The organism is Aquabacterium parvum, assembly GCF_001447195.1.
Taxonomy (GTDB): domain Bacteria; phylum Pseudomonadota; class Gammaproteobacteria; order Burkholderiales; family Burkholderiaceae_C; genus Aquabacterium; species Aquabacterium parvum.
Genome location: NZ_LFRI01000386.1, coordinates 435,237 through 458,465, shown reverse-complemented (window position 1 = coordinate 458,465; position 23,229 = coordinate 435,237). Strand labels below are relative to the sequence as shown.

Genomic DNA, 23,229 nt, shown 5'->3' with positions numbered 1-23,229 from the left:
GGGGCAAGGGGCTCAGGCAGCCAGGGCCGCGTCGATGAGGGTGTCGAGCTTGCCCGCGTCCACCGCGAAGAGGCGGATGCCTTCGGCCAGTTTCTCGGTGGCCATGGCGTCTTCGTTGAGCTGGTAGCGGAACTCGGCTTCGGTCAGCGCGGCCTCGGGGGGCAGCACCTGAGCCGGAGCAAGCAATTGCGGTGCCACGGGCGCGTCAGAGGCCTGCAGCTGCGCCAGCAGGTCGGGGCTGATGGTCAGCAGGTCGCAGCCGGCCAGCGCCAGGATCTGGCCCACGTTGCGAAAGCTCGCGCCCATCACCTCGGTGCGCACGCCGTGTTGCTTGTAGTGCTGCCAGATGCGCGCCACGGACTGCACGCCTGGGTCGTTCACACCGGCGCGGGCGGCTTCATCCCACTGGGCGCCAGCCGACTTCTTGTGCCAGTCGTAGATGCGGCCGACGAAAGGCGAAATCAGCTGCACGCTGGCGTCGGCGCAGGCGCGAGCTTGCGCAAACGCGAACAGCAACGTCAGGTTGCAGTGGATGCCTTCGGCTTCGAGCTCGCGCGCGGCCTGGATGCCCTCCCAGGTGGCAGCCACCTTGATGAGCACGCGCGAGCGCGGCACGCCAGCGGCTTCGTACAGCGCCATGATGCGGCGCGCGCGCGACAGCGTGGCGGCGGTGTCGAAGCTCAGGCGGGCATCGACTTCGGTCGAGACGCGGCCCGGCACCACCTTCAAAATCTCCAGGCCGAAACGCACCAGCACGTGGTCGACGATCTCGTCGCGTGCGGCGCTGCGGTGCGCGGCCACGGTCTCGGCCAGCAGGGGCGCGTACTCGGGCTTCTGGACGGCCTTGAGGATCAGCGAGGGGTTGGTCGTCGCGTCCTGGGGGGCAAATTGAGCGAGTTGGCGGAAGTCGCCGGTGTCGGCCACCACGGTGGTGTGGGCCCTGAGTTGGTCGAGTTGAGACGTCATGCTGGCAATGATCGGCCTGTTTCCTTGATTCTGATCCCAAAACGGTGCGAAAGTGGGTGCCATCCCGCCAAAACGCGACTTCAGACGCCCCCTCATTCCCATGTCTTCGCAGACTTTCGACCTGGTCTTCTTCGGTGGCACCGGTGACCTCACCTGGCGCAAGCTCATGCCGGCCCTCTTCCAGGCCTGGCGCCACGGCAAGCTGCCGGCCGGCGGTCGCATCCTGGCGGTGGCCCGCGACGAGCAGGACGACGCGCAGTACCGCCACTGGCTGCACGAGCGCCTGCTGGCCGCCGACAGCGCCAAGCGCCCCACCGAAGACGAGTACGCGCGCTTTTCGCAACTGGTGCGCTACCTGCGCATGGACCTGTCGCAGCCGAGCGACTACCTGCGCCTGCAGGCCTGGTTGGGCAACCGTCACGCGGACACCGTGGTCATGTACCTGGCCACCAGCCCTCACCTGTTCCCGGTCATCTGCGAACAACTCGGCGCCATCGGCCTGAACGACGAGCGCGTGCGCGTGGTGCTGGAAAAGCCACTGGGCCACGACCTGGCCAGCGCGCGAGCCATCAACCAGGCCGTGGGCGCGGTGTTCACCGAGCGGCAGGCGCTGCGCATCGACCACTACCTGGGCAAGCCTTCGGTGCAGAACCTCATGGCCCTGCGCTTTGGCAACGCCCTGTTCGAGCCGCTGTGGCGGCGCGAGAGCATCGCGCACATCCAGATCACGCTGGGCGAGTCACTGGGGGTGGGCACGCGGGGCGACTTCTACGACCGAACCGGCGCGCTGCGCGACATGGTGCAGAACCACGCGCTGCAGTTGCTGACGATGATCGCGATGGAGCCGCCCTCCAGCTCGGACGCCGACGCCATCCGCGACGAAAAACTCAAGGTGCTGCGCTCGCTCAAGCCATTCGACGCGGCCTCGGTGGCGCGCGACGTGGTGCGTGGGCAGTACCGCGCCGGCACCGTCGCCGGGGAGTCGGTCTGCGGCTACCGCGAAGAGGCCAAGGTGCCCGCCAACAGCCAGACCGAGACCTTCGTGGCCCTGCGCTGCGAGGTGCAGAACTGGCGCTGGGCGGGCGTGCCCTTCTACCTGCGCACCGGCAAGCGCATGACGCACTACCACGCTGAAATCGTCGTGACCTTCCGGCCGACGCCGCACGCCATTTTCCCCGGGGCGCAAACGCCCAACCAGCTGGTGATCAAGCTGCAGCCGGAAGACGGCTTGGAGCTGCGACTGATGGCCGCGCGTGGCGAGGTGGACGCGGTGGGCGCCGGATCCGGGCAGGAGAGCCTGTCTCCGGTTTCGCTCGACCTGGACTTTCACAAAGCGTTTTCCAGCGAGCGGGTGGGCGCCTACGAGCGGATGTTGCTCGACGCGCTGGCGGGCCGGCTCAACCTGTTCGTGCGCTCGGACGAGCAGGAGCAGGCCTGGCGCTGGGTGGAGCCCATCCTGGAGGCCTGGCGGCACGACAGCGTGGGGCCACGCCCTTACTCGGCTGGCACCTGGGGCCCGGCTGCGGCCAGTGCCCTGGTGGCCCGCGACGGGTTCGCGTGGGCCGAAGAGGCCTGATTCAGGCCAGCTTCACGCGGACTGAAGCAGGCCGTCCACGCCGTACAAGCGGGCCAACTCGGTCAACTTGGGCGGCAGGCCCTGCACCGAAAACGCCCGGCCGCTGCCGCGAGCCATGCGCTGGCACTCCAGCAACACCGCCAGCGCGCTGGAGTCGAACTGCTGGAGGTCGGAGCCATCGACCGTCAGCATGGCCGCCTGGGTGTCACCCTGAGCGGCCGCCTGGTCCAAAGTCTGGCGAAACAGGCTGAGCACATGCGGCACTTCCGCATGCGTGATCACGGGCGGCAGCAGCAGCATCTCAGCCCGCCACCTTGCGCGTCGCCAGTTGCTTGTTGCGCTCGACCAGCTTGGCGATCAGGCCATCGATGCCCGAAGCGCTGACCTCTTGCGCGAAGCTGCTCTGGTAGGTCTGCACCAACCACGCGCCCAGCACGTTGACGTCGTAGATTTTCCAGCCGGCATCGGCCTTCTCCAGGCGGTAGTCGAGCTGGATGGCCTCGCCCTTGTTGCGCACCAGCGTGCGCACGATGACCTCGGTGTCTTCCGGGCGGCTGCGCATCGGGCGGTACTCGATGGTCTGGTCCTTGATCTGGGCTGCGGCACCGGCGTAGGTGTAGATCAGCAGGGTCTTGAACTCTTCCTGCAGGCGCTGCTTCTGTTCGGGCGTGGCCTGGCGCCAGGGGCGGCCCACGGCGGCCGAGGTCATGCGCTGCAGGTTCACGTTCGGCAAGATCTTGCTCTCGACCATGGCCTGCACGCGGCGCAGGTCACCCTGCTGGATGCCCTTGTCGGCCTTGACGGTGGCAAACACCTCGTCGGTGATGCGCTTGATGAAGGCATCGGGGGTGGCGGCCTGCGCGGTGGCGGCTGCGGTGGCGGTGGCGGGCGTGGACTGGGCCAGCGCCGACGTCACCGGCAAGGCGAGACCCAGGCCGAGCGCCGAGGCGATCACCCAGCGGGCGGTGTTCTGACGGAATGGGGCGTTCATGTTGGCAAGCTCCTGGATGTCATGGCCACCTCTTGGCGGGCGGCACCGTTGTTTCAACGCGCAAAGACCAGCTCGGGCAGACCCTGGCGCGGAACTTCACCTGCGTTCACACGCGAAGCGTCGGCCGTGGCGGTGCCTGCAGAGGCGGCCTCGGCGAAAGCTGGCGAAAACGCCCACTCCGGATCGGCCACCGACAGCATCTCCCGACGCACCGAAACGTTTGCCGGCGTGGCGAGCACCGGGCCTGCCACCACGGTGGCCAGGGCCGACTCAGGCAGCCCCACAGGCAAAACGCTGGCACCGGGCGAGCCGGCCGCTGGCGCTTCGGGCTCCTTCGACTCATCGACGAAGGGCTCTTCTTCATCGTCATCGGCGTCGGGCGGCTCGCCGTTGTGGATCAGGTTCTGGCGGCGCTGTAGGTAGGCATCGCGGATGAAGGCGTACTTGTCGAGCGCGATGTCGTTGACCAGGTCGCCTGCGGCCAGCAGGTCGGCGCGAAGGCTGATCAGGTTCACGCCCGTGATGGCCAACTCGGCCTTCCAGCCATCGGCCAGCATGGTGCCGCCGAACGCGAAGGTGGGCGGGATGTCGAACGAGTCACGCGCTGTTGACGGGCCCAGGAAAGGCCAGACGATGTAGGCGCCGGGGCCCATGCCCCACACGCCCAGGGTCTGGCCCAGGTCTTCGTTGGGGCGCTCCAGCCGCATCGGCGTGGCGATGTCGATCAAACCCGCCAGGCCGAAGGTCGTGTTCATGCTCACGCGCATGATGGCCGTGGCGCCTTCGCCGAAGCGGCCTTGCAGGAACAGGTTGACCGTGGACCAGACGTCGCGCAGGTTGTTGAAGAAATTGCGCACGCCGATGCGCACAGGCTCGGGCGTGACGTTCACGTAGCCCCGCGCCACCGGCTGCAGGACGTTCTCGTCGACCGTTTCGTTGAACGCGAACACCTCGCGGTTCAGGTTCTCGAAGGGGTCTGGCTGCTGGCGCGTGGCACAGCCCTGGAGCAAGCTCGCGCACACCAGGGCGACCACCACGGCCGATCGGCGCATGGCGAAGCGGTTGATCACTTGCTGCCTCCCTTTTCGGTGTCGCCATCGGCGGCCTTGCTGAAGAGGAACTGCGAGATCAGGTTTTCCAGCACGATGGCCGATTGCGTGGCCTTGATGGCGTCGCCCTGGGCCAGGTTGCTTTCTTCGAAACCCGGCTCCAGGCCGATGTACTGCTCACCCAGCAGACCGGAGGTCAGGATCTTGGCGGATGAGTCTTTCGGGAAGACCACGTCCTTGTTGAGCTTGAGCTCGACCACGGCCTGGTAGCCCTGGGTGTCGAAGGTGATCTTGCCGACACGGCCCACCACCACACCAGCGCTGCGCACCGCTGCCTTGGGCTTGAGGCCACCGATGTTGTCAAAGCGCGCGTTGACGGTGTAGCCCTGCTCGAAGTTCAGGGTCAGCAGGTTGCCGGCCTGCAAGGCCAGGAACAGGATGGCGCCAGCGCCCAACAGCACGAACAGCCCCACCCAGACGTCATGTTTCCACTTTTGCATCTTGTTCTTCCTTCTTGTCAGCCTGCCTCGATCAGATCGAGAACATCATGGCCGTCAGCACGAAATCCAGCCCCAGCACAGCGAGCGACGCCATCACGACCGTGCGCGTGGTGGCCCGCGACACACCTTCGGGCGTGGGCTGGCATTCAAAACCTTGCAACAGGGCCACGAAGGTGACGGTCAGGCCGAACACCAGGCTCTTGAGCATGCCGTTGCCAACATCGGCGAACACCTCGACACCACCCTGCATCTGAGACCAGAACGCGCCCGGGTCAACCCCGATCATCACCACGCCCACGACCCAGCCGCCCAGCACGCCAACCGCCGAGAACACCGCCGCCAGCAAAGGCATGGCGATGACGCCGCCCCAAAAGCGTGGCGCCAGCACCCGACGGATCGGGTCGACCCCCATCATCTCCATGGCGGCGAGCTGCTCGCCCGCCTTCATCAGGCCGATGCCTGCGGTCAGCGCCGTGCCAGCCCGCCCGGCGAACAGCAGCGCCGAGACCACCGGCCCCAACTCGCGCACCAGCGACAAGGCCACCATCATGCCCAGGGCCTCGCTCGAGCCGTAGCGTTGCAGCACATAGTAGCCCTGCAGCCCGAGCACGAATCCGACGAACAGGCCGGAAACCACGATGATCGCGAGCGAATAGTTGCCCAGGAAAAACACCTGCTCGACCAGCAGGCGGGGCCGCCGGAAGGTGTCACCCAGCATGCTCAGCAGGGTCAGGAACAGGCGCGCGGCGTAGCCCATGTCGGCCAGCTTGCTGCGCACGGACATGCCGACGCGCGCGGGAGACAGCCAGCGCATCATCCGCGCACCCCGAAGTCGACGCCGGCGTCAACGGCCGGCTGGTGGAACCGCACCGGGCCGTCGGCCTCGGCATGAACGAATTGCTTGACCAGCGGGTCTTCGCTGGCCGACATCTCGGCAGGCGAGCCCTGGGCCACGATGCGGCCGTTGGCCACCAGCACGACGTGGTCGGCGATCATGAACGTTTCGTGCACGTCATGGGAGACGACCACCGAGGTCAGGCCCATGGTGTCGTTGAGCTCGCGGATCAGCCGCGCGGCCACGCCCATGGAGATGGGGTCGAGCCCGGCGAAGGGCTCGTCGTACAGCATGAGCTCGGGGTCGAGCGCCATGGCGCGCGCGAGGGCCACGCGGCGGGCCATGCCACCGGAGATCTCGCTGGGCAACAGGTCGCGCGAGCCGCGCAGGCCGACCGCGTTGAGCTTCATGAGCACCAGGTCGCGCAGGATGGATTCGGGCAGCTTGGTGTGCTCGCGCAGCGGGAACGCCACGTTCTCGAACACCGTCAGGTCGGTGAACAGTGCGCCTTGCTGAAAGAGCATGCCCATGCGCCGGCGCAGGGCCATGAGCTCGTCGCCCTGCAGGCGAGAGATGTCCTGGCCGCCGATCAGCACCTCGCCCTTCATGGGCTGGATCTGGCGACCGATCAGGCGCAGCACCGTGGTCTTGCCACCGCCGGAGGTGCCCATGAGCGCCACCACCTTGCCGCGAGGCACCACCAGGTTGATGTCGGACAGGATGATCCGGTCGCCGTAACCGCAGGTGACGTTGCGCAGCTCGATCATGGCGGGCGCCTGGGCCTCGCCGTTCGCTGCGGCATCGGAGGTGGGGGACACGGGTGGGGTCATGGGCCAAGAAAAAAGAGCCGGTGACACTTCACCGGCTCCTTGATCATAGGGGATTCACCGCAGGCGTGCAGGCCGGGGCGCGACCTGCACACAACATGGGGAGCAAAACCCCGTTTTCACCCCGTTTCTCCGGGGGTTCAACGATGTCAGCGCGCCACTTCAGCGCGGCAGCGTGGTCGAGCCCATCAGGAAGGCATCGACTTCGCGGGCGGCCTGACGGCCTTCGCGGATGGCCCACACCACCAGCGACTGGCCACGGCGCACGTCGCCTGCAGCGAACACCTTGGCGGCGTTGGTCTTGTAGCCGCCGACGTCGGTCGAGGCCTTCGCGTTGCCGCGAGCGTCCTTCTCGACGCCGAAGCCTTCGAGCAGCGTGTTCACAGGGTTGGTGAAGCCCATGGCCAGCAGCACCAGGTCGGCCTTGTAGGTCTTCTCGGTGCCGGCGATTTCAACGAACTTGCCGTCCTTGAACTCGACGTGCACGGTCTTCAGGCCGGTGACCTTGCCGTTTTCGCCGAAGAATTCCTTCGTGGCGATGGCGAACTCGCGGGCGCAGCCTTCTTCGTGGCTCGAAGAGGTGCGCAGCTTGATCGGCCAGTAGGGCCAGGTCAGCTCCTTGTTCTCCTGCTCGGGCGGCATGGGCATCACTTCGAACTGGGTCACGCTCTTGGCGCCGTGGCGGTTCGAGGTGCCCACGCAGTCGGAGCCGGTGTCACCGCCACCGATGACGATGACGTCCTTGCCCGTGGCCATGATCTGGTCCTTGACCTTGCCACCGGCGTTGACGCGGTTCTGCTGGGGCAGGAACTCCATCGCGAAGTGGATGCCGGCCAGGTCGCGGCCCGGCACAGGCAGGTCACGCGACTGCTCGGCGCCACCGGCCAGGATCACGGCGTCGAACTCCTTGTTGAGTTGTTCGGGCGTGATGGTGGTCTTGGCCCAGTTGGTGACCTTGGAACCGGCACCCGCGGCAGGCATGTCACCGACGATGGTGTTGGTCTTGAAGACCACGCCTTCGGCTTCCATTTGCTTCACACGACGGTCGATGTGCGACTTGTCGAACTTGAAGTCGGGGATGCCGAAGCGCAGCAGGCCACCGATGGTGTCGTTCTTCTCGAAGACGGTCACGTCGTGGCCGACGCGGGCCAGCTGCTGGGCAGCGGCCATGCCGGCGGGGCCGGAGCCCACGATGGCGACCTTCTTGCCAGTCTTGACCTTGGCGGGCTGGGGCTTGACCCAACCTTCGGCCCAGGCGCGGTCGATGATCGCGTGCTCGATCGACTTGATGCCGATGGGGTCGTTGTTGATGTTCAGCACGCAGGCGGCTTCACAGGGCGCCGGGCAGACGCGGCCGGTGAAGTCGGGGAAGTTGTTGGTGCTGTGCAGGACCTCGATCGCCGCCTTCCAGTCCTGTTGGTACACCAGGTCGTTGAAGTCGGGGATGATGTTGTTGACCGGGCAGCCGTTGTTGCAGAAAGGCGTGCCGCAGTCCATGCAGCGCGCACCTTGTTGCTTGGCCTGCTCGGGCGTCAGACCGATGACGAACTCTTTGTAGTTCTTGACGCGCTTCTCGACGGGCTCGTAGCCCTCTTCCAGGCGCTCAAATTCCAGAAAGCCAGTGACTTTTCCCATTTCAAACTCCTAACGCGCTATCTCAGGCCTTGGCCTTGGTGGCGGACTTGGCCTTGGCGACAGCGGCCGTGGCTTCTTGCTTGGCACCCATCTCGGTCAGGGCGCGACGGTATTCGTGCGGGAAGACCTTGACGAACTTGGTGACCGAGGTCGACCAGTTGTCCAGGATCTCGCGGGCACGCAGCGAACCGGTCCAGCGGTGGTGGTCTTCCACCAGCTTCTTGAGCAGGGCCTCGTCGGCCAGGCCCTTGTGCATCGGGATGCCGGCGTCGGCTTGCTCGGCTGCGGGCAGCACCTTCTCCAGGGAGACCTGGGCGGTGTTGACGCGCTTGCCGAACTGGCCGTCTTCGTCGAAGACGTAGGCCACGCCACCGGACATGCCGGCCGCGAAGTTGCGCCCCGTCTTGCCCAGCACGACCACGGTGCCGCCGGTCATGTATTCGCAACCGTGGTCACCCGTGCCTTCGACCACCGCGGTGGCGCCGGACAGACGCACGCCGAAGCGCTCGCCGCCCACACCACGGAAGAAGGCCTCACCGCTGGTGGCACCGTAGAGCACGGTGTTGCCGACGATGATGTTGTCGGCGGCGTTGCCACGGAAGTCGATGCTGGGGCGAACCACGATGCGGCCGCCCGACATGCCCTTGCCGGTGTAGTCGTTGGCTTCACCGATCATGTACAGCGTGATGCCCTTGGCCAGGAAGGCGCCGAAGGACTGACCGCCCGTGCCTTCCATCTGGATGAACACGGTGTCGTCGGGCAGGCCATCGGGGTGGTGCTTGATCAGCTCGCCCGACAACATGGCGCCGACGGTGCGGTTGACGTTCTTGGCCACTTCCATGAACTTGACCGACTCGCCGCGCTCGATGGCGGGCTTGGACTTCTCGATCAGGCGCACGTCCAGGGCCTTGTCCAGGCCGTGGTCTTGCGTGTCGACGTGCAGGCGGGGCACGTCGGCGGGCACCGGGGGCAGCGCGAAGACGCGGCTGAAGTCCAGGCCCTGGGCCTTCCAGTGCTCGATGCCCTTCTTCATGTCCAGCAGGTCGGCACGGCCGATCAGGTCGTCGAACTTGCGGATGCCCAGCTGGGCCATGATCTGGCGGGCTTCTTCGGCGACGAAGAAGAAGTAGTTCACGACGTGCTCGGGCTTGCCGGAGAACTTCTGGCGCAGCACCGGGTCTTGCGTGGCCACGCCCACCGGGCAGGTGTTGAGGTGGCACTTGCGCATCATGATGCAACCCTCGACCACCAGCGGCGCGGTGGCGAAGCCGAACTCGTCGGCACCCAGCAGGGCGCCCACGATCACGTCGCGGCCGGTCTTGATCTGACCATCGGTCTGCACGCGCACGCGGCCACGCAGGCGGTTCAGGACCAGGGTCTGCTGGGTTTCAGCCAGGCCCAGCTCCCAAGGCGTGCCGCAGTGCTTGATGGACGACCAGGGCGAAGCGCCCGTGCCGCCGTCGTGACCGGCGATCACGATGTGGTCGGCCTTGGCCTTGGCCACACCCGCGGCCACGGTGCCGACGCCCACTTCCGACACCAGCTTGACCGAGATGTCGGCCTTGGGGTTGACGTTCTTGAGGTCGTGGATCAGCTGGGCCAGGTCTTCGATCGAGTAGATGTCGTGGTGCGGCGGGGGCGAGATCAGGCCCACGCCCGGCACGGAGTGACGCAGCTTGCCGATGTATTGCGAGACCTTGCCGCCAGGCAGCTGTCCGCCCTCACCGGGCTTGGCGCCCTGGGCCATCTTGATCTGGATCTGGTCGGCAGAAGTCAGGTACTCGGTGGTCACGCCAAAGCGGCCGGAGGCCACCTGCTTGATCTTCGAGCGCAGGCTGTCGCCTTCCTTCATCTCGTAGTCGACTTCGACGACTTCCTTGCCGATCACGTCAGAGACCTTGGTGCCCTGCTTGATGGGGATGCCCTTGAGTTCCTGGCGATAGCGGCGCTCGTCTTCACCACCTTCACCGGTGTTGGACTTGCCGCCGATGCGGTTCATGGCCAGGGCCAGGGTGCTGTGGGCTTCGGTAGAGATCGAACCCAGCGACATGGCGCCGGTGGCAAAACGCTTGACGATCTCGGATGCGGGCTCGACTTCCTCGACCGGGATGGCTTTGGTGGGGTCGACCTTGAACTCGAACAGACCGCGCAGCGTCAGGTGGCGCTTGCTCTGGTCGTTGATGATCTGGGCGTATTCCTTGTAGGTGTCGAACTTGCCCGAGCGCGTGCTGTGCTGCAGCTTGGCGATGGCGTCCGGCGTCCACATGTGCTCTTCACCGCGGGTGCGCCAGGCGTACTCGCCGCCAGCGTCCAGGGCGTTGGCCAGCACCGGGTCGGTGCCGAAGGCAGCCAGGTGGTTGCGGATGGCTTCTTCAGCCACTTCGAAGACACCGATGCCGCCGACTTGCGTGGGCGTGCCACGGAAGTATTTGTCGACCAGCTCCTTGTTCAGGCCGATGGCTTCGAAGATCTGGGCGCCGCAGTACGACATGTACGTGCTGATGCCCATCTTCGACATGATCTTCGAGAGACCCTTGCCGATGGCCTTGGTGTAGTTGTAGATGGCCTTGTCGGCCGACAGCTCGCCCGGCAGGTCCTTGGCCATCTGGGCCAGGGTCTCCATGGCCACATACGGGTGCACGGCTTCGGCGCCATAGCCAGCCAGCACGGCGAAGTGGTGCACTTCGCGGGCGGTGCCGGTTTCCACGACCAAACCGGTCGAGGTGCGCAGGCCCTTGCGAACCAGGTGATGGTGGATGGCCGACAGGGCCAGCAGCGCCGGGATGGCGATGTTGGCGCGGTCCATCTTGCGATCGGTGATGATCAGGATGTTGTGGCCGCTCTGGATGGCTTCCACGGCTTCGGCGCACAGCGAGGCCAGGCGCGCTTCCACGCCTTCGTGGCCCCAGGCCGCCGGGTAGGTGATGTCCACCTCATAGGGCTTGAACTTGCCGCCGGTGTGCTTCTCGATGTTGCGCAGACGGGCCATGTCGTCGAAGTCCAGCACGGGCTGGGAGACTTCGAGGCGCATCGGCGGGTTCACGGCGTTGATGTCCAGCAGGTTCGGCTTGGGGCCGATGAAGGACACCAGCGACATCACCACGGCTTCGCGGATCGGGTCGATGGGTGGGTTCGTGACCTGGGCGAACAGCTGCTTGAAGTAGTTGTACAGCGGCTTGTTCTTGTCCGACAGCACGGCCAGGGGCGAGTCGTTGCCCATGGAGCCGGTGGCTTCTTCGCCGTTGAGGGCCATCGGTGCCATCAGGAACTTGATGTCTTCCTGGGTGAAGCCGAAGGCCTGCTGGCGGTCGAGCAGCGACTCGTTGAACTCGCCCACGCTGCCCTTGGCATCGATGGTGTCGAGCTTGATGCGCACGTTCTCGATCCACTGACGGTAGGGCTTGGCCGAGGCGTACTGGGCCTTGAGCTCTTCGTCGTCGATGATGCGGCCTTGCTCGAAGTCGATCAGCAGCATCTTGCCGGGCTGCAGGCGCCACTTCTTGACGATCTTGTTCTCGGGGATGGGCAGCACGCCCGACTCCGAGGCCAGCACCACGAGGTCGTCGTCGGTGATGATGAAGCGGGCGGGGCGCAGGCCGTTGCGGTCCAGCGTGGCACCGATCTGGCGACCGTCGGTGAAGACCATGGCGGCGGGGCCGTCCCACGGCTCCATCATGGCGGCGTGGTACTCGTAGAAGGCGCGGCGGCGCTCGTCCATGGTGGCGTGCTGTTCCCAGGCTTCCGGGATCATCATCATGGCGGCGTGGGCCAGCGGGTAGCCGGACATCGTCAGCAGCTCGAGCGCGTTGTCGAACGTGGCGGTGTCGGACTGGCCGTCCAGGCTGATGGGGTACAGCTTCTTGAGGTCGTCGCCGAGCACGGGCGACTTCATCACGCCTTCGCGGGCGCGCATCCAGTTGAAGTTGCCCTTGACGGTGTTGATTTCACCGTTGTGGGCGACCATGCGGTACGGGTGAGCCAGCGGCCACTCGGGGAAGGTGTTGGTCGAGAAGCGCTGGTGCACCAGGGCCAGGGCCGAGGTCACGCGTTCGTCGCGCAGGTCGATGTAGTACTTGCCGACCTGGTCGGCCAGCAGCAGACCCTTGTAAATGATGGTGCGGCACGACATGCTGGGCACGTAGTACTCGCTGCCGTGGGTCAGGTTCAGGCTCTGGATCTTGGAGGACGCCGTCTTGCGGATGACGTAGAGCTTGCGCTCCAGGGCATCGGGCACGAGGATGTCGGTGCCACGGCCAACGAAGACCTGGCGGATCACGGGCTCCTTTTCACGCACCAGGGGCGACATGGGCATGTCGCGGTCCACGGGCACGTCACGCCAGCCCAGCAGCACCTGGCCTTCGGCCTTGATGGCGCGCTCCATCTCCTGCTCGCAGGCCTGGCGCGACGCGCTTTCCTTGGGCAGGAAGATCATGCCGACGCCGTACTCGCCGGGGGGAGGCAGGACGACGCCCTGCTTGGCCATCTCGGCGCGGTAGAACTCGTCGGGGATCTGGATCAGCAGGCCCGCGCCGTCACCCATCAGCGGGTCGGCACCGACGGCGCCGCGGTGGTCGATGTTTTCCAGGATCTTCAGGCCCTGCTGCACGATGCTGTGCGCCTTGACGCCCTTGATGTGCGCAACGAAGCCCACACCGCACGCATCGTGCTCAACGTTGGCGTACATGCCGAGCTCGGCGGCCGCCTGGATTTCCTGGCGGGTGGCCACCAAAGAGGTGGCGGCGTCGGACACGGGGGTGATGGGGAACGTGGTTCCCGAAGTCGCCTGGGTCATGAGGGGCGCTCCAGAGTGAAGTGTGGAAAAACAACGCGGGGAACCACGGAGGATACTGCTGTCACGGGGTGGACACAAGCACAACTAAATGGGGTCAGATCGATTTATGGCAACGCCATGCTGCGCGCCACATTAAAAATGGGGTCAGATTGATTTACGAGGACGCCCGCGAGGTCGGGGCGACAAAGGCCGACCGATGGATGCCTCCATCGCCCGCTGCTGCTCGGGGGGCATCAGCGCCCAACCTTTGTGCATGGCCTCGGCCAGTTCACGGCGTTGGGACGCCCCCAGCCCTTCTTGCAAACGCTGCCGCCAAGCCGCCTGGCGCTCGAAGGGTGTGTTGCCCAAGGCCCAGAAACCAGGGGCGTCGGTCACCAGCGGGTCGGTTCGCAGGCCCAGGTGGTGGGGCGCACTGGACCAATCGGACCAAGCCGCCCCGCCAGGCAGCGCATCAGGCCCCGCTTCGCGCGTTTCGGTGAACACCATGGCATCAAGCAGGTAACGTGCCGGCTCGAGCACGGTGCCCCGGAAGCGCCCCGACCACAGCCCACCCTGGCGACCGTGTCGGCGGTTGTGGTTGGCCACGTAACGTCGCCCGACGGCCTGCATGAACAGGCTGGTCGAGTCGGCGCGCTCGGGGGTCACGAGCAAGACCAGGGCCGAAGCCCCAATCTGATAGGCGTGCACAGCCACCCCATGCTGGCGCGCGGCCTCCCGCAGGGCATCGAGCAGGTCCTGTCGGTCGGTGTCGTCGCGGGCGAGCAATTGGCCATCGTGCACCTGCTGAATGAGCAAGTGAGGCCAACCTGCCACGCCAAGTCGAGGGAGTCGGGCCATGGATCGGAGCCTGAGGGCTGGGTCGGGTGATCTGTCCCCATTATCACCTCGTGCGCCTGCCCGCGCTCCAACGGCCGATTCGGGCACCAGCGTTGCCCCATTCAGACGCCCGTTTGATTTCGAACAGGCTTTAACGCCCCCCGTTTGAGGGGAATGCACGGTCTGGCGGGGAGTTCCCCCGTTGTGAGGCCAACGGCCCGGTCCTTACCCTCCAGGGCATCTGCTGTCGCACCCGAGTTCCTGGAGCCTCCTCATGTCCGCATCCCCCAACCTGCCCTTGCCTGCTGTCGCCGCCCGGCGCCTGTCTGGCTGGCTGACCCACCTGGGCGTCAGCCGGGATGCCTTTGACGACACCGTGGGCCTGCTCAGCCCGCTGCTGCGCGTGCACAGCCTGCAAGCGCGCCTGATTGAACGCCGCGCCGAAACGCCCAGCGCCACGTCGCTGTACCTGCAAACGGGAGCGGCCTTTCCGGCGCTGCGCCCGGGGCAGTACGTCATCATCGGCGTGACGATCCGGGGCGTGCGCCACCGCCGCGCCTACTCGCCACGCGCTGTGCCTGGTCAACCGGGCCACATCGCCATCACGGTTCAGCGCCAGCCGGGTGGGCTGGTGTCCCAGCACCTCAAGGAACATGCCCAGGTGGGTGACGTCTTCGACATCGAAGCCCCAGCCGGTGATTTCGTGCTGCCCTCGCCCCCGCCGGCGGAGCTGCTGCTGATCGCGGGCGGATCGGGCATCACACCGGGCATGGCCATGCTGCGCCACCTGCACGAAACCGCACCCCAGACGCGCGTGACGCTGATCTACTTCGCTCGAAGCGAGCGCGATCGCATCTTCGCCGACAAGCTCAACGACCTGGCCAAACGCTGGAACCTGCTGCGCTACGTGCCGTTGGACAGCAGCGCCCACACACCCACCGGTCACGAGCCCGGTCGCGACGCCGCCCAAGCCAGCGCCCGCGTGCTGGACATCGCCCTGCTCGACGAGGTCGCACCGGGTTGGTCGCAACTGCCCACCTGGTGCTGCGGCCCCGCCCCGCTGATGGACGCCGCGCGCCAGCTTTGGCAGGAGGCCGGTGCCTTCGATCGCCTGCGCCTGGAGGCCTTCGCGCCCCCGCAAGCCAGCGGTGACCCCAACGCTCGCCACGCCGTCGCGCTGCGCCGCGACCGCCAAACCGCCAACTTCGAAGCCGCCGGCAACCTGACGCTGCTCGCAGCGGGCGAACAAGCCGGCCTGCAGATCAAGCACGGTTGCCGCCAGGGCATCTGCCACGAATGCACCTGCCGACTGCACCGGGGCTCGGTGCAGGACCTGAGCACCGGCCAGCGCATCGATGGTGAAGGCCAGCCGATCCGCCTGTGCGTGAGCGCCGCCCTCAGCGACGTCGACCTCGAATCCCTGAATTGAAGTTTGAAGTGAGCCCGACCATGTCCACCCGCATCCACATCGGCCCGCGCACCGCCGAAGAACTCAAGGCTTTCGAGCGCGAACTCGAGGCCATCGGTGAAGAAACCCGCCGCACCCTGGGTGAAAAAGACGCCCGCTACATCCGCCGCATCCAGCGCATCGTGCGCGTGACCGAGGTGCTGGGTCGCGCGCTGCTCATGTTCGGCTGGTTCCCGCCGACGTGGCTTTTGGGCGCGGGCCTGCTGGGCATCAGCAAAATCATCGACAACATGGAGTTGGGCCACAACGTGATGCACGGGCAGTTCAACTTCATGAACGACCCGCAGTTCCACGGCGACACCTTCGACTGGGACAACACCTGCCCGAAGGAAGAATGGCGTCACTCGCACAACTACGTGCATCACACTTTCACCAACGTCATCGGCAAGGACCGCGACTTCGGCTACGGCATGCTGCGCCTGTCCAACGACCTGCGCTGGAGCTGGCTGCACCCCTTCCAGTTGCTGTTGACGATGCTGCTGGCGGCCTACTTCCAGTGGTTCGTGGCCATCCACGACATGCAGATGGACAAGGTGGTGATCGGCCGCCGCAAGTGGTCCGACGTGCGCCCGCAGTGGCTGCTGGTGCGCGCCAAGATGTGGAAGATCGTCAAGCGCGACTACGTGGTGTGGCCGCTGGTGGCCGCGCTGGTGGGCCTGCCCTTTGACGCCTCCGTGGACATGGCCCTGGCCGTGCTGGCCGGCAACGCCGTGGGCAACCTGATCCGCAACATCTGGGCGTGGGCCATCATCTTCTGCGGTCACTTCACAGAAGAGATCTACACCTTCAGCCGCGAGTCGATCGAAGGTGAAACCAAGGGCCAGTGGTACCTGCGTCAGATCCTGGGTTCGAGCAACATCAGCGGCGGCAAGCTGCTGCACCTGATGAGCGGCAACCTGTCGCACCAGGTCGAGCACCACCTCTTCCCGGACATCCCGGCCAACCGCTACAGCGAGATGGCGCCCAAGGTGCAGGGCGTCTGCCGCAAGTACGAAGTGCCTTACAACACCGGCGCTTTCATTCCACAGCTGTGGACGGTGTTCAAGCGCATCGCGCGCTACAGCTTGCCCGGCGGAACGCAAAAAGCGGTGCACCTGGAAGTCACGCCCGTGATGCAGCGCCAGCTCTGAGGCAAGCCGTCTCACCGAAAGCGCTTTGATGTCAGCTGCCTCATCGACGGGCCCCGCCGCGCGGGCGCCCGGCCCCTCAACGCCCGAGGGCCTGGCGGCTTTCGCATCCGAACTCGACGCCATCCGCGACCGCGCCCGCGCCCAGGTGGGCGAGGTGGACGCGCGCTACATCGTGCGCTTGCTGTGGGCCATCCGTGGCATGGAAGCTGCCGGCCGCATCGGGCTGCTCGCAGCCGGCATGGGCATCGCCCTGGCTGGCGCTTTTGCCATGGCGCCCTGGGGCTGGGTCGCGCTGACCTCGCTGATCAGCCTGGGGCTGTCCAAGTGCCTGCAGAACATGGAGTTCGGCCACAACGTGATACACGGGCAATACGAGTGGATGAACGACCCGCGCTTCGAGGGCAAGGCCCATGAGTGGGACAGCGCCTGCAGCAAGGAAGACTGGCGGGACTTTCACAACCACATGCACCACCACTACACGAACGTGGATAGCATCGATCGGGACTTCGGCTACGGCATGTTGCGCCTGTCGGCCGAGATGAAGTGGGAGCCGCGTCACCTGATGCAGGCGCCCTACACCGTGATCGTGGCGCTGCTGTTCGAGTGGGCGATCGCCATCCACAACCTGGAGTTCGAGCGCCTGTGCACCGACCGCGAGGCGACGAAGGCGCGCATGCAGCGACTGTGGCCCCGGGCGCGGGCCAAGATGGGTGCACAGCTGCGCAAGGACGCGCTGTGGTGGCCGTTGGTGGCGGCGGTGCTCGGCGCGGCCCTCGGCGGGTTGAGCGGCGCCTGGCTGGCGGGCGCCACCGTCTTCGTTGGCAATGCCCTGGCCGGCGTCATTCGCAACCTCTGGACCTTCGTGGTCATCTTCTGCGGGCACTTCACCGGCGGGGTGCACCTGTTCCCTGCCGACGCCGTGGCTGGCGAAGCACGTGGGCACTGGTACCTGCGCCAGGTGCTCGGGTCAAGCAACTCAGCGGTGGCCGCATCTTTCACCTGATGACCGGCAACCTGAGCCACCAGATCGAACACCACCTCTTCCCCGACCTGCCGGCGCGTCGCTACGCCGAGGTGGCGCCTGCGGTGCGCGAGGTCTGCCGCCGCCATGGCGTGCCCTACAACACGGGCTCGTTGTTCGCGCAGTTCCTGACGGTGGCTCGGCGCATCGTGCGCCACAGCTTCCCGGGTGGCGAGCACCTGCTGAGCGCCCTGCCAGGCCGGGAAACGCGACATCCGTCACGAACCTGAGGCCATGGGCCCCGAGTCCGTTGCGCAAAGTGAGACTGGCCCGGTTCGACCGGGCTTTTTTCTGGGCGTGGTTTGCCCCTCTCCTGCCCGCACAAAAAGGCGTTTGTCGGATTTTTTCTGACACGCCGCTCAGCGGGGGGCCGACATGCCTTACAGCGGGCTGCCTATTCAGAAAAACAAGGGTGATCCACAGAATTCAACCCATGCCAGCGACAAACCTCGCTGACCAGCGAAACAGAGCCGACAAGCACGCCTTCCAGATCGTTTCAACCGAACCGCCGCACTTCCAAAGGAGCCCACCATGAACGCCGACCAGATCCTTGCCGAAATCCGCGAAGTCAACCTGTCCTACCTGATGCTGGCCCAGAGCCTCATCCGCAGCGACCGCGAACAGGCCCTGTTCCGCCTTGGCATCTCCGAAGAAGCCGCCGAACGCCTGGCCTCCCTGTCGCCCGCCCAAGTGCTCAAGATCGCCTCGGGCAACACCCTGCTGTGCCGCATGCGCATCGACGACGACCTGGTCTGGAGCCTGCTGACCAGCCACTCCAAGTCCAACAACGACTCCGTCACCCGCCTGCACGCTTCCATCCTGATGGCCGGTCGCCACCAGGAAGCCGCCTGATCAGCGCCCGACGCCGACGCCTCAAGACGACGCCACCTTCCACGCGATTCCCCCAGGAGAGACACCATGCGCACCAAGAGCCTGTTGACCGAAGCCAAGCAGATCGACCGCGCCATCACGCTGATCCACCTGGGCGCCCGCCTGCAAGTGCTGGAGTCGGAAACCGACATGTCGTATGAGCGCCTGCTGCGCCTGTACAAGGAAGTCTCGGGCAAGTCGCCTTCGAAGGGCCAGCTGCCTTTCTCGACCGACTGGTTCATGACCTGGCAGCCCAACATCCACGCCAGCCTGTTCCTGAACATGCACGAGTACCTGAACAAGGCCTCGGAAATGGACGAGATCGACGTGGTCATCAAGGCGTATCAGCTGTACCTCGAACAAACCCAGTCACAAGGCCTGGAGCCCCTGTTGTCCGTGACCCGCGCCTGGCGCCTGGTCAAGTTCATCGACAACGGCATGCTGACCATGACCAAGTGCAACAAGTGCGGTGGCCACTTCGTCACCCACCCCCACGAGATCGCCCGTCACTTCACCTGCGGCCTGTGCAACCCCCCGGCACGCGCCGGCAAGGGCAAGGCCGCCGGCTCGCTGCAGCTTCATTGATTTCACGCGGCCTTCAAAAAAAGGGCTCAAGTTGCGGCGCAGCTCGCCGATACAACAACTGAGCGTCTTTTTGGAAGGAAGGCGTTCTTGCTTGTCTCCTCCTGGCACGAATCCGTGCTTTCCTGCGGACCCTGATCGGGTCCGCCTTTTTTTGGGGCGCCCGCTTGCCTGGGGATTCCATGTGCTGGAAGTTGATCCGAAATAGCGGCGTCTGCGCGGCGTTGTTCACGGGTTCCCGGCGGGGCAAGTGGGAACAAGATCACGCCATGACCCGAAACAGCACCTGAGCGAGACCCCATGTTTGTCGCAATCGGCTACATCCTTTGCCTTGGCTGCATCTTTGGCGCCTACGCCATCCACGGCGGCAACATGCAGGTCATCATCAAGGCCCTGCCCACCGAGATGATGGCCATCGCGGGCGGTGCCATCGGTGCATTCCTGGTGAACAACCAGCCCAAGACCGTCAAGGCGGTGATCGCGCAATTCGGCCCGCTGTTCAAGGGCTCCAAGTACACGAAAGACCGGTACATGGAGCTGATGGCGATGATGTTCGAGATCCTGCAGAAGGTGCGCAAGGAAGGCCTGATGTCCATCGAAAAGGACGTCGAAGACCCGCACAACTCGGCCCTGTTCAAGAAGTACCCGACCATGGGCAGCGACCACCACGTCGTCGAGTTCATCACCGACTACCTGCGCATGATGGTCTCGGGCAACCTCAACGCCCACGAGATCGAGACCCTCATGGACAACGAGATCGACACCCACCACCACGAAGGCCATGGCGCCGTGGCGGCCGTGGCCCGCCTGGCCGGCGCCCTGCCCGCCTTCGGCATCGTGGCCGCCGTGCTCGGCGTGGTCAACACCATGGGCTCGGTGGGCCAGCCGCCCGCCGTGCTGGGCGGCATGATCGGCTCGGCGCTGGTCGGCACCTTCCTGGGCATCTTGCTGGCCTACGGCGTGGTCGAACCCCTGGGCGGCCTGATGGAGCAAAAGCTCGACGAAGGCACCAAGGAATTCCAGGTCGTCAAGACCGTGCTGCTGGCCTCGATGCAGGGCTACGCCCCGCAGGTGGCCATCGAGTTCGGCCGCAAGGTGCTGTACTCGACCGAGCGACCGACCTTCGCCGAGCTCGAAGCCCACGTCAAGAAGAAGTGAGCGTTCGCTTGAACGCACACACCCGAGGAACCCGACATGGCCGGTGATTCGAAGAAGGTCCAGCCGATCATCATCAAGCGCATCAAGAAGGGCGGCCATGCCGCTCACGGTGGTGCGTGGAAGATCGCCTATGCCGACTTCGTGACGGCCATGATGGCCTTCTTCCTGCTGATGTGGCTGCTGGGCTCGACCACCGAAGGCGACAAAAAGGGCATCGCCGACTACTTCAACAGCCCGCTCAAAGTCGCCATGTTTGGCGGCTCGGGCGCGGGGGATGCCTCGTCCATCATCAAGGGCGGTGGCAACAGCCTGTCGGAGTCAACCGGTCAGGTCAAGAAAGGCCAGTCCGAAACCGCCGATGAAAAGCGCCGCAAAAAGGCGCTGAAGATGGAACAGGCCCGCGCCGAGGCCGAGCGGCTGCGCGTGCTCAAGGCCAAGGTGGAAGAGGTGATCGCCAACGACGAACGGCTGGCCAAGTACAAAAGTCAGATCCAGCTCGACATGACGGCCGAGGGCCTGCGCATCCAGATCGTGGACGACCAGCAAAGGCCGATGTTCGAAAGCGGCGACGCCCAGGTTCAGGGCTACATGCGCGACATCCTCCGGGCGATCGGCGGGGTGCTCGACGAGGTGCCCAACCGACTGACCATCGAAGGACACACCGACGCCAAACCATTCAGCGCAGGCGACATCGGCTACAGCAACTGGGAGCTGTCGGCCGACCGGGCCAATGCGTCTCGACGCGAGCTCATTGTTGGAGGCCTCAGCGGCAGCAAGGTCTTGCGCGTGCAAGGGCTGGCTGCGAGCATGCTGTTCGAGAAGGGCAACCCGGAAAGCCCCTTGAACCGGCGCATCAGCGTGATCGTGATGAACCGCGAGGCCGAGGACCGGTTCTTCCAGGCATCGAAGATCGAAGCGATCGACGAAGAAGATGACGAAGCACCGCCCGAAGAGGAGCCGGCGCCCGACATCAAACCCTCAAGGCCCAGCCTCACCGGCCGATAACCCTGTGTACCCGAGGGCAACCACACACAGCCCGCGTTTGAAAAAGGACGAGTCATGAGCAACCCCGCGGACATGAAATTTCTCATCGTGGACGACTTTTCCACCATGCGCCGGATCGTCCGGGGCCTGCTCAAGGAAAGCGGCTACAACAACGCAGAAGAGGCCGAAGACGGCGCCGTCGCCCTGAACATGCTCAAGAACGGCAAGTTCGACTTCGTGGTCAGCGACATCAACATGCCCAACATGAATGGCTTCGAGCTGCTCAAGGCCATCAAGGCCGACGACAGCCTCAAGCACCTGCCGGTGCTGATGGTGACCGCTGAAGCCCGCAAGGAAGACATCGTGCTGGCTGCCCAGACTGGCGCCGCCGGCTACATCGTCAAGCCCTTCACCAAGGCCACCTTGGAAGAGAAGGTCCAGAAGATCATGCAGAAACTGGCCGCCACGGCCTGAAACACTGGGAGCACGCCATGAAGGTGGATTTGCCAGACAACATGGTGATGCCAGCGGCCTCGCCCGAGATCTTCCAGCAACTGGGCACCCTGACGCGCCAGCTGCACGACACGATGAACATGCTGGGCGTGCTGCCCGGCCTGAAGAACACGGTGGACGACCTGCCCGATGCGCGCAGCCGCCTGACCTACATCGCGACCAAGACCGCCGACGCAGCCGAAAAGGTGCTCAACCTGGTGGACACCGCCAAGGCGGACCAGGAGCACATCGCGGACGAAACCCGCAAACTGGCCGCCCTGATCACGGCAGACCCCGTGAAGGCCGTGGCCAGCGGTGCGGTGTTCAACTTCGTTCAAGACGTCGAGACCGTCACCAAGCGCGTGGACGGGCACCTGACCGACATCATGATGGCCCAGGACTTCCATGACCTCACCGGTCAGGTCGTGGCCAAGGTGGTGAAACTGGCCAACGACCTTGAAGGCCAACTGGTCAAGTTGCTGGTGCAGGCCGCGCCGCCCGAGCAGGCTCAAAAGGTGGAGGCCGCGCTCACCGCGCACCACCACCCCGATCCGGACAACATCGTGCTCGAGGGCCCCGTCGTCAATGCGGAAGGTCGCTCCGACGTGGTTGCCAATCAGAGCGAAGTCGACGACCTGTTGGCCAGCCTGGGCTTCTGAGGCCACTCGGCTCAGCGACACCACACAGCGCCGCCAGCCAACCCTCTCGCACCCGACAAGCCAGGCCACAGGCCTGGCTTTTTCACGTCCGCCTGGCGCTGCGGGGTGTCACTGAGCCATGGCTTCGCGCACCGCGCTGACCTGCCGGCGCGAAACCGCCAGCCACTCCTGCGTGGGCAGCACCTGCACAGCCCAGGCCTCACCGCCATCGGGGTCGTCAGCGCGGCGCTCCAGCGCTTTCATGGCCTGGCGCGAGACCAGCGCATTGCGGTGCACGCGGATGAAGCGCGCCCCGACCCGACCTTCCAGCTCGGTCAGCGAGTCGTCGATCAGTCGGCTGTCATCCAGGGTGCGCACCAGCACCTGCTTTTGCTCGGCCTTGAAATACAGCACCTCGGCCAGGCGGATGCGCTCGACGCGACCACGCTCTTGCACCACCAGCACCTCGGTGTCGTCCACCAAGGGCTCGGCAACAGGCATCAGCGCGGCGCGCAGCTTGCGCACCCGCTCCAGCGAGGCATCGAGCCGCTCCAGGCGAACGGGTTTGGTCAGGTAGTCGGCGGCGGCCAGGTCGAAGGCGCGCAGGGCGTGTTCGGCGTGGGCCGTGACGAACACCACCGATGGCGGTCGACGCAGGTCGCGCAGGCGAGCGGCCAACACCATGCCGTCGAGCCCGGGCATCTGGATGTCGAGCACAACCATGTCTGGCGACTGACCTGCCTGGTCCTGCTCCTGCAGCCACAACAGCGCGCTGACCGACTCCCCGAACTCACCCACCACCTCGTTGGGCGTGGCAGTTTGGCTCAGCAAGGTTCGGATGCGCATGCGGGCCAGCGGCTCGTCGTCGACGATGGCAACTTTCAGGGACATGTTGGGCG

At 65.5% G+C, this 23,229-nt stretch carries 20 protein-coding genes and 1 pseudogene; 10 read left to right on the top strand and 11 right to left on the bottom strand.

The window, feature by feature from the left end:
• Window positions 1-12: 12 nt before the first annotated feature.
• Window positions 13-966, bottom strand: coding sequence for a transaldolase (tal, locus tag ABG80_RS16185; RefSeq protein WP_058088616.1), 954 nt, complete (start codon window positions 964-966; stop codon window positions 13-15).
• 100 nt (window positions 967-1,066) lie between these two features.
• Between tal and zwf the strand changes: the two genes are divergently transcribed.
• On the top strand, window positions 1,067-2,542 hold the full coding sequence (zwf, locus tag ABG80_RS16180) for a glucose-6-phosphate dehydrogenase (RefSeq protein WP_058088615.1): 1,476 nt from the start codon (window positions 1,067-1,069) through the stop codon (window positions 2,540-2,542).
• 12 nt (window positions 2,543-2,554) lie between these two features.
• Here the strand turns inward: zwf and ABG80_RS16175 are convergent, their stop codons facing one another.
• The 9 genes from ABG80_RS16175 to ABG80_RS16135 form a co-directional block, all read right to left on the bottom strand.
• A complete protein-coding gene (locus ABG80_RS16175) occupies window positions 2,555-2,842 on the bottom strand; it encodes an STAS domain-containing protein (protein WP_058088614.1) in 288 nt (95 codons plus the stop codon).
• Between the two features lies 1 nt (window position 2,843).
• Window positions 2,844-3,533 carry an MlaC/ttg2D family ABC transporter substrate-binding protein gene (locus ABG80_RS16170; RefSeq protein WP_083506179.1) on the bottom strand — a complete coding sequence of 230 codons (690 nt, stop codon included), beginning with the start codon at window positions 3,531-3,533 and terminating at the stop codon, window positions 2,844-2,846.
• A gap of 53 nt (window positions 3,534-3,586) precedes the next feature.
• Window positions 3,587-4,603: an MlaA family lipoprotein gene (locus ABG80_RS16165; protein ID WP_235513891.1), complete on the bottom strand. Its 1,017-nt coding sequence runs from the start codon at window positions 4,601-4,603 to the stop codon at window positions 3,587-3,589.
• Complete coding sequence (gene mlaD, locus ABG80_RS16160; protein ID WP_058088613.1) at window positions 4,600-5,082, bottom strand: outer membrane lipid asymmetry maintenance protein MlaD; 483 nt, start codon at window positions 5,080-5,082, stop codon at window positions 4,600-4,602. The genes ABG80_RS16165 and mlaD overlap by 4 nt, the downstream gene beginning before the upstream one ends.
• Window positions 5,083-5,113: 31 nt before the next feature.
• Window positions 5,114-5,896 carry a lipid asymmetry maintenance ABC transporter permease subunit MlaE gene (gene mlaE, locus ABG80_RS16155; protein WP_058088680.1) on the bottom strand — a complete coding sequence of 261 codons (783 nt, stop codon included), beginning with the start codon at window positions 5,894-5,896 and terminating at the stop codon, window positions 5,114-5,116.
• A complete protein-coding gene (locus tag ABG80_RS16150) occupies window positions 5,896-6,747 on the bottom strand; it encodes an ABC transporter ATP-binding protein (protein WP_058088612.1) in 852 nt (283 codons plus the stop codon). The genes mlaE and ABG80_RS16150 overlap by 1 nt, the downstream gene beginning before the upstream one ends.
• A 159-nt stretch (window positions 6,748-6,906) precedes the next feature.
• Window positions 6,907-8,379, bottom strand: a complete 1,473-nt coding sequence (locus ABG80_RS16145; protein ID WP_058088611.1) for a glutamate synthase subunit beta — start codon at window positions 8,377-8,379, stop codon at window positions 6,907-6,909.
• Between the two features lie 22 nt (window positions 8,380-8,401).
• Entirely contained in the window at window positions 8,402-13,063 is a 4,662-nt protein-coding gene (locus tag ABG80_RS16140; RefSeq protein WP_235513899.1) for a glutamate synthase-related protein, read from the bottom strand.
• A 252-nt stretch (window positions 13,064-13,315) separates the two neighbouring features.
• Window positions 13,316-14,008 carry a hypothetical protein gene (locus ABG80_RS16135; protein ID WP_058088610.1) on the bottom strand — a complete coding sequence of 231 codons (693 nt, stop codon included), beginning with the start codon at window positions 14,006-14,008 and terminating at the stop codon, window positions 13,316-13,318.
• 253 nt (window positions 14,009-14,261) lie between these two features.
• On the opposite strand from ABG80_RS16135, the gene ABG80_RS16130 reads away from it, so the two are divergent.
• From ABG80_RS16130 to ABG80_RS16090, 9 genes and pseudogenes are all read left to right on the top strand, one after another.
• Window positions 14,262-15,416: a ferredoxin reductase gene (locus ABG80_RS16130; protein ID WP_058088609.1), complete on the top strand. Its 1,155-nt coding sequence runs from the start codon at window positions 14,262-14,264 to the stop codon at window positions 15,414-15,416.
• A 20-nt stretch (window positions 15,417-15,436) separates the two neighbouring features.
• A complete protein-coding gene (locus ABG80_RS16125; RefSeq protein WP_058088608.1) occupies window positions 15,437-16,585 on the top strand; it encodes a fatty acid desaturase family protein in 1,149 nt (382 codons plus the stop codon).
• A 28-nt stretch (window positions 16,586-16,613) separates the two neighbouring features.
• Window positions 16,614-17,836 (top strand): annotated as a pseudogene (locus ABG80_RS16120) (fatty acid desaturase family protein).
• A 301-nt stretch (window positions 17,837-18,137) separates the two neighbouring features.
• Window positions 18,138-18,458, top strand: a complete 321-nt coding sequence (flhD, locus tag ABG80_RS16115; RefSeq protein WP_058086910.1) for a flagellar transcriptional regulator FlhD — start codon at window positions 18,138-18,140, stop codon at window positions 18,456-18,458.
• A 66-nt stretch (window positions 18,459-18,524) separates the two neighbouring features.
• Entirely contained in the window at window positions 18,525-19,061 is a 537-nt protein-coding gene (gene flhC, locus ABG80_RS16110; RefSeq protein ID WP_058086832.1) for a flagellar transcriptional regulator FlhC, read from the top strand.
• Between the two features lie 297 nt (window positions 19,062-19,358).
• Window positions 19,359-20,216, top strand: coding sequence for a flagellar motor stator protein MotA (motA, locus tag ABG80_RS16105; RefSeq protein WP_058088607.1), 858 nt, complete (start codon window positions 19,359-19,361; stop codon window positions 20,214-20,216).
• A gap of 36 nt (window positions 20,217-20,252) precedes the next feature.
• Window positions 20,253-21,221 (top strand): flagellar motor protein MotB, encoded by a 969-nt coding sequence (motB, locus tag ABG80_RS16100; protein ID WP_058088606.1) that lies wholly within the window; start codon window positions 20,253-20,255, stop codon window positions 21,219-21,221.
• A gap of 54 nt (window positions 21,222-21,275) precedes the next feature.
• Window positions 21,276-21,674: a chemotaxis response regulator CheY gene (gene cheY / locus ABG80_RS16095; RefSeq protein ID WP_058088605.1), complete on the top strand. Its 399-nt coding sequence runs from the start codon at window positions 21,276-21,278 to the stop codon at window positions 21,672-21,674.
• A 17-nt stretch (window positions 21,675-21,691) separates the two neighbouring features.
• The gene (locus ABG80_RS16090; protein WP_058088604.1) at window positions 21,692-22,351 is read left to right on the top strand and encodes a protein phosphatase CheZ; all 660 of its coding nucleotides are present in this window, start codon (window positions 21,692-21,694) and stop codon (window positions 22,349-22,351) included.
• A gap of 108 nt (window positions 22,352-22,459) precedes the next feature.
• Here ABG80_RS16090 and ABG80_RS16085 read toward each other — a convergent pair whose 3' ends face one another.
• Window positions 22,460-23,221: a LytR/AlgR family response regulator transcription factor gene (locus tag ABG80_RS16085; RefSeq protein ID WP_235513890.1), complete on the bottom strand. Its 762-nt coding sequence runs from the start codon at window positions 23,219-23,221 to the stop codon at window positions 22,460-22,462.
• Between the last annotated feature and the right edge of the window lie 8 nt (window positions 23,222-23,229).

Excerpts from the sequence above, each read along its gene's own strand:
- tal (WP_058088616.1), bottom strand. The coding sequence starts at position 966 with ATGACGTCTCAACTCGACCAACTCAGGGCCCACACCACCGTGGTGGCC.
- zwf (WP_058088615.1), top strand. The coding sequence starts at position 1,067 with ATGTCTTCGCAGACTTTCGACCTGGTCTTCTTCGGTGGCACCGGTGAC.
- ABG80_RS16175 (WP_058088614.1), bottom strand. The coding sequence starts at position 2,842 with ATGCTGCTGCTGCCGCCCGTGATCACGCATGCGGAAGTGCCGCATGTG.
- ABG80_RS16170 (WP_083506179.1), bottom strand. The coding sequence starts at position 3,533 with ATGAACGCCCCATTCCGTCAGAACACCGCCCGCTGGGTGATCGCCTCG.
- mlaD (WP_058088613.1), bottom strand. The coding sequence starts at position 5,082 with ATGCAAAAGTGGAAACATGACGTCTGGGTGGGGCTGTTCGTGCTGTTG.
- mlaE (WP_058088680.1), bottom strand. The coding sequence starts at position 5,896 with ATGCGCTGGCTGTCTCCCGCGCGCGTCGGCATGTCCGTGCGCAGCAAG.
- ABG80_RS16150 (WP_058088612.1), bottom strand. The coding sequence starts at position 6,747 with ATGACCCCACCCGTGTCCCCCACCTCCGATGCCGCAGCGAACGGCGAG.
- ABG80_RS16145 (WP_058088611.1), bottom strand. The coding sequence starts at position 8,379 with ATGGGAAAAGTCACTGGCTTTCTGGAATTTGAGCGCCTGGAAGAGGGC.
- ABG80_RS16140 (WP_235513899.1), bottom strand. The coding sequence starts at position 13,063 with ATGTACGCCAACGTTGAGCACGATGCGTGCGGTGTGGGCTTCGTTGCG.
- ABG80_RS16135 (WP_058088610.1), bottom strand. The coding sequence starts at position 14,008 with ATGGCCCGACTCCCTCGACTTGGCGTGGCAGGTTGGCCTCACTTGCTC.
- ABG80_RS16130 (WP_058088609.1), top strand. The coding sequence starts at position 14,262 with ATGTCCGCATCCCCCAACCTGCCCTTGCCTGCTGTCGCCGCCCGGCGC.
- ABG80_RS16125 (WP_058088608.1), top strand. The coding sequence starts at position 15,437 with ATGTCCACCCGCATCCACATCGGCCCGCGCACCGCCGAAGAACTCAAG.
- flhD (WP_058086910.1), top strand. The coding sequence starts at position 18,138 with ATGAACGCCGACCAGATCCTTGCCGAAATCCGCGAAGTCAACCTGTCC.
- flhC (WP_058086832.1), top strand. The coding sequence starts at position 18,525 with ATGCGCACCAAGAGCCTGTTGACCGAAGCCAAGCAGATCGACCGCGCC.
- motA (WP_058088607.1), top strand. The coding sequence starts at position 19,359 with ATGTTTGTCGCAATCGGCTACATCCTTTGCCTTGGCTGCATCTTTGGC.
- motB (WP_058088606.1), top strand. The coding sequence starts at position 20,253 with ATGGCCGGTGATTCGAAGAAGGTCCAGCCGATCATCATCAAGCGCATC.
- cheY (WP_058088605.1), top strand. The coding sequence starts at position 21,276 with ATGAGCAACCCCGCGGACATGAAATTTCTCATCGTGGACGACTTTTCC.
- ABG80_RS16090 (WP_058088604.1), top strand. The coding sequence starts at position 21,692 with ATGAAGGTGGATTTGCCAGACAACATGGTGATGCCAGCGGCCTCGCCC.
- ABG80_RS16085 (WP_235513890.1), bottom strand. The coding sequence starts at position 23,221 with ATGTCCCTGAAAGTTGCCATCGTCGACGACGAGCCGCTGGCCCGCATG.